This is a genomic window from Roseisolibacter sp. H3M3-2 (genome assembly GCF_029211165.1).
GTDB lineage: Bacteria > Gemmatimonadota > Gemmatimonadetes > Gemmatimonadales > Gemmatimonadaceae > Roseisolibacter.
Genome location: NZ_JARGEK010000236.1, coordinates 1 through 7,603 on the forward strand (window position 1 = coordinate 1; position 7,603 = coordinate 7,603).

9 protein-coding genes are annotated in these 7,603 nt (G+C 74.2%); 1 reads left to right on the forward strand and 8 read right to left on the reverse strand.

The window, feature by feature from the left end:
* Positions 1–611 (forward strand): hypothetical protein (locus tag PYV61_RS17160; RefSeq protein WP_275833835.1); only part of this gene is annotated, 611 nt, incomplete at its 5' end.
* Positions 612–617: 6 nt separating this feature from the next.
* On the opposite strand, the gene PYV61_RS17165 is transcribed toward PYV61_RS17160, so the two are convergent.
* The 8 genes from PYV61_RS17165 to tsf form a co-directional block, all read right to left on the reverse strand.
* The gene (locus PYV61_RS17165) at positions 618–953 is read right to left on the reverse strand and encodes a hypothetical protein (protein WP_275833837.1); all 336 of its coding nucleotides are present in this window, start codon (positions 951–953) and stop codon (positions 618–620) included.
* Positions 954–1,126: 173 nt separating this feature from the next.
* Positions 1,127–2,350: an RIP metalloprotease RseP gene (gene rseP / locus PYV61_RS17170; RefSeq protein ID WP_275833839.1), complete on the reverse strand. Its 1,224-nt coding sequence runs from the start codon at positions 2,348–2,350 to the stop codon at positions 1,127–1,129.
* Positions 2,351–2,375: 25 nt separating this feature from the next.
* Entirely contained in the window at positions 2,376–3,515 is a 1,140-nt protein-coding gene (gene dxr, locus PYV61_RS17175; RefSeq protein ID WP_275833841.1) for a 1-deoxy-D-xylulose-5-phosphate reductoisomerase, read from the reverse strand.
* Complete coding sequence (locus PYV61_RS17180) at positions 3,512–4,372, reverse strand: phosphatidate cytidylyltransferase (RefSeq protein WP_275833844.1); 861 nt, start codon at positions 4,370–4,372, stop codon at positions 3,512–3,514. Before PYV61_RS17180 ends, dxr begins: the two co-directional genes overlap by 4 nt.
* A 10-nt stretch (positions 4,373–4,382) precedes the next feature.
* The gene (locus PYV61_RS17185; RefSeq protein ID WP_275833846.1) at positions 4,383–5,156 is read right to left on the reverse strand and encodes an isoprenyl transferase; all 774 of its coding nucleotides are present in this window, start codon (positions 5,154–5,156) and stop codon (positions 4,383–4,385) included.
* A 5-nt stretch (positions 5,157–5,161) separates the two neighbouring features.
* Positions 5,162–5,716 (reverse strand): ribosome recycling factor, encoded by a 555-nt coding sequence (gene frr, locus PYV61_RS17190; RefSeq protein ID WP_275833848.1) that lies wholly within the window; start codon positions 5,714–5,716, stop codon positions 5,162–5,164.
* A 29-nt stretch (positions 5,717–5,745) separates the two neighbouring features.
* Positions 5,746–6,474 (reverse strand): UMP kinase, encoded by a 729-nt coding sequence (pyrH, locus tag PYV61_RS17195; RefSeq protein ID WP_275833850.1) that lies wholly within the window; start codon positions 6,472–6,474, stop codon positions 5,746–5,748.
* Positions 6,471–7,352 carry a translation elongation factor Ts gene (gene tsf / locus PYV61_RS17200; RefSeq protein ID WP_275833852.1) on the reverse strand — a complete coding sequence of 294 codons (882 nt, stop codon included), beginning with the start codon at positions 7,350–7,352 and terminating at the stop codon, positions 6,471–6,473. The genes pyrH and tsf overlap by 4 nt, the downstream gene beginning before the upstream one ends.
* Positions 7,353–7,603 lie beyond the last annotated feature (251 nt).

Sequence of the window (7,603 nt, forward strand, 5' to 3'; positions counted from 1 at the left end):
ACGTCTGGCTGGTGCGCGCCGACGGCGCGGCCGCGCCGCGCCGCGGCCGCACCGGCGGCGCCGGCGCCGACGACTCGGTGCGCCCGCCCGTCGCCGCCGCGGAGTCGGCGCTGACCGTCGTCGACACCGCCCCGCCCCGCCCCCTCTTCGCCTCGCTGAGCGTCGAGGCGCCGCCCGAGGCGCAGGTGTCGCTCGACGGGCGCGCGGTCAGCAAGGGCGAGTGGAGCAGCGACTCGCTGTCGCCGGGGCGCCACGTGATCCGCGGCCTCCTCCCGTCGCTCGAGGGGTGCCCGACGGCGCAGGACGTCCGCACCATCCAGCTCGACAGCGGCGAGTCGGAACGGCTCTCCCTCCGCCTCGCGCCGTGCGGCGAGCTGCAGTTCGACATGCGCCCCGCCGTGCGCGCCCGGTACACGCTGACCGCGACGCGCGGCCAGGTGCAGCGCGCGGGGGCGATCCCGCTCACGGAGCCGCTGGTGCTCCCCCAGGGCGTCTACCGCCTCGTGGTGCAGGCGAGCCTCTGCCAGGAGTACCGCGACGACAGCGTCCGCGTGACGGCGGCGGGGACCGGCCCGATGCGGCCGGTGCGCTTCACGCTCTACTGCGACTGACCGCGCCTACAGGCGGATCAGCAGCCCCGCGATCAGCCCGAACAGCCCGCCGATCGCGGCCCCCGACCAGAAGCGCCGCCGCTCGATCCGCGAGATGACCCGCGGCGGCGCGACCGGCTTGGCGAGCAGCGCGACGTGGTCGGTGACCACCCGCGTCGTCTGCCCGGTGACGAGCGCGGTCGCCGTGTCCCCCGAGCTCGCGAGCACGACGAAGCGCGCGACCAGCACGTCGCGCCGGCGCGGGTCGACGACGATCCCGATCATGCGGGGGCGCAGCCAGTCGGTCTTCGGGGCGAGGAACTCGAACGTCGTGTCGCCGACCGCCACCACCTCGAACCGCACTGCGCTGCTCGGGTCGGGGAGGGCGCGGCCTCCGGGGCGCCCGGTGTCGGCCAGCGCGCGCGCGGGGTCGGCCGCCGCGGCGGGCGCAGCGACGGGCTCCGGCGCGGTGGCCGGGGCGCGGCGGCAGCCGGCCGCCAGCGCCGACGCCAGGGCGAGGACCGCCGCCGGGCGTCTCAGCGCAGGAGGTCCGCCGCCAGGCGGGACAGGTCGTTCCACATGACCGTCACGAAGAGCAGGCCGATCGCGACCAGCCCGAGGCGCAGGATGTTCTCGCGGGTCCGCACGCTGAACGCGCTCCCCTTCACCGTCTCCGCGACGTTCAGCAGCACCTGCCCGCCGTCGAGGATCGGGATCGGGAGCAGGTTGAGCACCGCGATGTTGATGCTCAGGAACGCCAGGAGTCGCAGGAGGGGTTCGAGCCCGAGGCGGGCCGCCTGCACCGAGGTGCGCGCGATCTGGATCGGGCCGCCCAGGTTCGACATCGCGACGTCGCGCGTGAACAGCCCGCGCACGACCCCCACCACCGCCGTCGCCGACTCGCGCGTCTCGGCCCACCCCTCCGACAGCGCCGTCCCGACGCCGACCGGCTCGCGAGCGATGCTGTCGCGCGGCATCACGCCGATCCGCCCGACCTGCCGGCGGCGGTTGGTGATCGGGTCCGCGGCCTCCTCGGCGCGCGGCGTCAGGACGATCCGCACCGGCGCGCCGCCGCGCACCACGTCGAGCTGCACCGCGCGCCCCGGAGCCGACGACACGCGCTGCACGACCTCCGTCCACGTCCGCACCGGCGTGCCGTCGACCGCCGCCACGCTGTCGCCCCGCGCCAGTCCGGCCTCCGCCGCCGGGCGGCCGGGGAGCACCGAGTCGATCACCGCCGGCACGTAGGCGCGCCCGTAGGCGGCGTAGCTCGCGCTGAACACCACCCAGGCGAGCACCGCGTTCATCGTCACGCCGGCGAGCAGGATGAACAGGCGCGACGGCAGCCCCTTCGACTCGAACCAGCGGTGCGGCGGGACCGGCTTCGGCCCGAACGGCATCATCGCGTCCGGGTCCCAGTCCTTGCCGCGGTGCGCGTCGCCCACGTGGTCGTCCACCGCGCGCCCGGCCGCGTTCCCGCCCGAGGTGGGGAGGGCGTCGGGCCGGCGCTCCGGGCCGCCCTCCAGCACCGCCATCGTCGTCTCGTCCTCACGCGAGGCCATGCGCACGTAGCCGCCCAGCGGCAGCGCGGCGATCACGTACTCGGTCTCGCCGACACGCTTGCGGAACAGCGACGGGCCGAAGCCGATCGAGAAGCGCGGCGCGTAGACGCCGACGAGCTTCGCGGCGAGGAAGTGTCCCAGCTCGTGGACGAACACCACGAGCCCGAAGACGATGATGGGAGCGACGTAGGCCAGCATGGCGGGAAAGCTACTGCGGCGCCCGTCAGCGGGCGAACCGGGCGCGGACGGCCCGCCGCGCCTCGGCGTCGGCCGCCAGCAGCGTCTCCCGCGTCCCGCCGGGCGCGCCGGCCAGCGCGCCGAGCGCGTGCTCGATCGCCCGCGGCACGTCGAGCAGCCCGATCCGGCCGTCGAGGAACAGCGCGACCGCCTCCTCGTTGGCGGCGTTGAACACCGCCGGCGCCGACCCGCCGGCGCGCCCCGCCGCCATCCCCAGCGCGAGCGCCGGGAAGTCGTCGCCGCGCACCCGCTCGAAGGTCAGCGGCCCCAGCTCGACCGGGTCGAAGGGCGGCACGCCCGTGTCGACCACCCGCTCCGGGTGCGTGAGCGCGTACAGCACCGGCAGCTCCATGCTCGGCACGCCCATCTGCGCCAGCACGCTCCCGTCCACGAACTCGACGAACGAGTGCACCACGCTCTGCGGGTGCACCACGACCTCGATGCGCTCGTACGGGACGCCGAACAGGAAGTGCGCCTCGATCACCTCGAGCGCCTTGTTGGCGAGCGTCGCGCTGTCGACGGTGATCTTGCGCCCCATGCTCCACGTCGGGTGCTGGAGCGCGTCGGCGACGGTCGCGCGTTCGAGCCGCTCGCGCGGCCAGGTGCGGAACGGGCCGCCCGAGGCGGTAAGGACGAGGCGGCGGACCTCCTGCCCCGGCCGCCCCGCGATGCACTGCAGGATCGCCGAGTGCTCGCTGTCCACCGGGACGAGCTCCCCGCCCCCCTCCCGCGCCGCGGCGTGCGCCAGCTCGCCGGCGACCACCAGCGTCTCCTTGTTGGCCAGCGCGACCCGCTTGCCGGCGCGCAGCGCGGCGAGCGTGGCGTCGAGCCCCGCGGCGCCGACGACCGCGTTGAGCACCACGTCGGCGTCGGGGCGCGTCGCCGCCTCGACGAGGCACGGCGTCCCGGTGGCCCAGCCGTCGCGCGCCGGGGGCGCGGCGCCGTCGCATCCCACCAGCCCCACGTAGCCGGGCCCGAAGCGCGCGGCCTGCTCGGCGAGCAGCGCGGCGTTGCTGTGCGCGGTGAGCGCGACGACGCGGAAGCGCGCGCGCTGGCGCTCCAGGACGCGGAGCGCGGTGGTCCCGATGGAGCCCGTGCTGCCGAGGATCGCGACGCCGCGCGTCATCCGCCGAACGCGGGGAGCAGGAGCGCGCGCAGCACGACGTAGCTGACCGGCAGCACGAAGAGCAGCGAGTCGACGCGGTCGAGCACCCCGCCGTGCCCGGGGATGAGGTGCGACGAGTCCTTCACCCCGGCGTCGCGCTTGAGCAGCGACTCGACCAGGTCGCCCAGCTGCGCGGCGACGGACACCAGCACGCCGAACAGCAGCGCGCGCCCCGGCGCGAAGCCGAGCTGCGCGACCGGTCGCAGCACGAACGGCGCGTACGCCGCCGCCAGCGCCGCCGACGCCGCGAGCCCGCCCACCGCGCCGGAGATCGTCTTCCCGGGGCTGACGGCGGGGATCAGCTTGGGCCCCTTGAGCGTGCGGCCGACGAAGTACGCGCCGATGTCGCTCGCCCAGGTGCAGAGCACGGGGAGGAGCAGGATCGCCGCGCCGGCGCCGCGGCCGACCGCCCAGTCGAAGTAGCGGAGCAGGTAGCCGTAGGCCATCGGGCCGCCGACGTAGGCGACGCCGAGCACCGTCGTCGCGACCGCGAGCAGCGGCTTCCCCGTCACGCCGCGGCGCCAGATCGCGACCGACAGGATGGCCAGCACGACCAGCAGCGCCGCCGCCGGCGCCGGCGTCGCGAGGCGCAGCACGTGCGCGTGCGCGACCAGCGGCAGCGCGGCGGCGAGGACGATCCCGGTGCGGGCGAGCGGCGCGCCGCCGGCCAGCGCGGCCATGCGGTAGAACTCCCACGCGCCGGCGCCGGCGATGGCCGCCAGCAGCGTCGCGAGCGCCGCGTCGCCGAACCAGATGCACGCCAGCGCGACGGGGGCGCCGACGAGCGCGGAGGCGACCCGCTTGGCGAGCTCGCTCACGCGGCGCCGCTCAGACGGTCACCCGACCGAAGCGGCGGTCGCGGCTCTGGTAGGCGACGATCGCCTCGAACAGCTCGCGGCGGCCGAAGTCCGGCCACAGCACGGGCGAGATGAACAGCTCCGTGTACGCGATCTGCCAGAGGAGGAAGTTCGAGATGCGCAGCTCGCCCGACGTGCGGATCAGCAGGTCCGGGTCCGGGCAGTCGGCGGTGTAGAGCCGCTGCGCGATCGTCGCGTCGTCGATCTCGTCGGGCGCCAGCGTCCCCGCCGCGACGTCGGCCGCGATCGCGCGCACCGCGCGCACCAGCTCCGCGCGGCTCCCGTACGAGATGAACAGGTTGAGCGTCAGCCGGGAGTTGCCGGCGGTCTCGCCGACGACGCGCTCCACCGCGCGCGCGGCGGGGGGCGTCAGCCGGGCCAGGTCGCCCAGCACGCGCACGCGCACGCCCTGCTCGCGCAACTCGTCCACCTCGCGCGCGATGTACTCCTCGAGCAGCGACATCAGCGCGCCGACCTCGGTGGCCGGCCGCTGCCAGTTCTCCTGCGAGAAGGCGAAGAGGCTCAGGTACTCGACGCCGGCCGCGAGCGCGCCCTCGACGACGTCGCGCACCGCCTTCATCCCCGACCGGTGCCCGAGGGGGCGCGGGAGCAGCCGCTCCCGCGCCCAGCGCCCGTTGCCGTCCATGATGATCGCGACGTGCCGCGGCACCGCGCCGTGGACGCGGAGCCGGGCCAGCAGCTCGTCGGCGGTCGCCGCCTGGTGCACGGAAGGACGGGCGGTCACCCGGCTCACACTTCCATGATCTCGGCTTCCTTGGCTTTCAGGAGCGCCTCGATCTTCCCGATGTGGTCGTCGTGCAGCTTCTGCAGGTCCTTCTCCGCGTGCTTCTTGTCGTCCTCGGAGACGCCGTCGAGCTTCTTGAGCTTGTCGCGCGAGTCGGTGCGCGCGTGGCGGATGGCGACGCGCCCCTCCTCCGCGAGCTTGTGTACGACCTTCACCAGCTCCTTGCGGCGCTGCTCGTTGAGCGACGGCAGCGGGACGCGGATCACGCCGCCCATGTTCGACGGCTCGACCCCGAGGTCGCTCTCGCGGATCGCCTTCTCGATCACCTTCGCCTGCCCCTTGTCGAACGGGGTGACGAGCAGGAGGCGCGGCTCGGGGGCGCTCACGCTCGCGACCTGGTTGAGCGGGAGGTGCGAGCCGTACGCCTCGACGCGCACGGTGTCGAGCATCTGGGGGCTCGCCTTCGCGGCGCGGATCGACCCGAACTCCTTCTTCGAGTTCTCCACGCCCTTCTCCATGGCCGTGCGGCTCTGCTGGAGGATCTCCTTGATGGTGGCCATCGCGACGGGGTCGAGGGTGGATCGGATGGTCAGCTGACCAGGGTCCCGACCTTCTCGCCGCGCACGGCGCGGAGGACGGCCCCGGTCTCGTTGATGTTCAGCACGATCAGCGGGAGCTGGTTCTCCTTGCAGAGCGTGATGGCCGTCTGGTCCATCACCCGCAGCTCCTCCAGCATGACGTCGCGGTAGCTGATCGTCTCGTAGAACCGCGCCGTCGGGTCCTGCTTGGGGTCCGCCGAGTACACGCCGTCCACGCTCGTGGCCTTGATGATGACGTCGGCCTTGATCTGGATCGCGCGCAACACCGCCGCGGTGTCGGTCGAGAAGTACGGGTTCCCCGTCCCGGCCGCGAAGATCACCACGCGGCGCGCGTCGAGGTGGCTCAGCGCCCGGCGGCGGATGTACGGCTCCGCCAGCTCCTCCATGCGGATCGCCGTCATCACGCGGGTCTCGAGCCCGCGCTTCTCGAGCACGTCCTGCAGGGCGAGGGCGTTGATGACCGTGCCCAGCATGCCCATGTAGTCGGCGCCGACGCGGTCCATCCCCATGCGCGAGAGCTGCGCCCCGCGCACGATGTTGCCGCCGCCGATCACCAGCCCGACCTCGGCGCCGGTCTGCACGACCTCCTCGACCTGCTGGGCGAAGAAGCTCAGGCGGTCGAAGTCGAAGCCGAACTTCGTGTCGCCCGCCAGCGCCTCCCCCGAGAGCTTGAGCAGCACCCGGGGGTAGCGCAGCGTCCGATTCGCGCCGTCGCTCACTCCTGCCCGAGCTGGAAGCGCGCGAAGCGCTTCACGGTCACGGCGCCGCCGACCTTCTTCCCGGCGTCGGCGACCACCTGCGAGATCGGCGTCTTCGGCTCGCGCACCCACATCTGGTGGACGAGCGCGACCTCCTTGTAGTACGCCTTGATCTTGCCGTCGACGATCTTCTCGAGCATCGCCTCGGGCTTCCCCTCGGCGCGCGTGCGCTCCATCGCGATCTCGCGCTCCTTGGCGATCACGTCGGCGGGGATCGTGCTCTCGTCGACGCCCAGCGGCGCGGCGGCGGCGACGTGCTCGGCGAGCACCGAGGCGAGCTTCACCAGCTCCTCGCCCTGCGCGCCGTTCGCGGCCTCGACCTCGACCAGCACGCCGATCTTGCCGTTGAAGTGCACGTACGAGCCGACGGCGCCCTTGGGCGCGTCGAAGCGCACCGCGCGGCGCAGCTGCAGCGCCTCGCCCATCACGGCCGACGCCTCCTTCACCACCGTCTCGAGCGACGAGCCGCCCTTCGACGCCACCGGCGCGGCGAGCAGCGTGGTCGCGTCGCCGGCGCCGGCGGTCGCGTGCGCGTGCTGCGCGATCGAGCGGGCGAGCGCCTGGAAGTCGGCGTTGCGCGACACGAAGTCGGTCTCGCTGTTCACCTCGACCATCACGCCCGACGTGCCGTCCGGCGCGACCTCCACCATCACCGCGCCCTCGCTCGCCGTGCGGCCGGCGCGCTTCTCGGCCTTCGCGATCCCCTTCTTGCGGAGGTAGTCGACGGCGGCCTCCATGTTCCCCTGGTTCTCCTCCAGGGCCTTCTTGCAGTCCATCATGCCGGCGCCGGTCCGCTGGCGCAGCTCCTGGACGTCCTTCGCGGTGAACGTAGCAGTCATCCTGGTCGTCTCTGGCGTGAGAACGCCGCCGGCGCGGGGCCGGCGGCGCTCAGTAGTCTACAGCGGCGGGCAGACCGGGACTACCGTCCCGGCGCCCGGTCGCGACTCACTCGGCGGAGGTCTCCGCGGCGCCGCCCTGGTCGCCGCCCTCGGACCCCTCGGCGCCCTCGGCGCCGTCCGGGGCGCCCTCGCCCTCGGCGCCCAGCGCGCGCAGGGCGGCGATCGCCTCGGTGCGCGCGCGGCGCCGGCGC

Coding starts and splice junctions, on each gene's coding strand:
- rseP (WP_275833839.1), bottom strand. CDS start 2,350: ATGCTGGCCTACGTCGCTCCCATCATCGTCTTCGGGCTCGTGGTGTTC.
- dxr (WP_275833841.1), bottom strand. CDS start 3,515: ATGACGCGCGGCGTCGCGATCCTCGGCAGCACGGGCTCCATCGGGACC.
- frr (WP_275833848.1), bottom strand. CDS start 5,716: ATGGCCACCATCAAGGAGATCCTCCAGCAGAGCCGCACGGCCATGGAG.
- tsf (WP_275833852.1), bottom strand. CDS start 7,352: ATGACTGCTACGTTCACCGCGAAGGACGTCCAGGAGCTGCGCCAGCGG.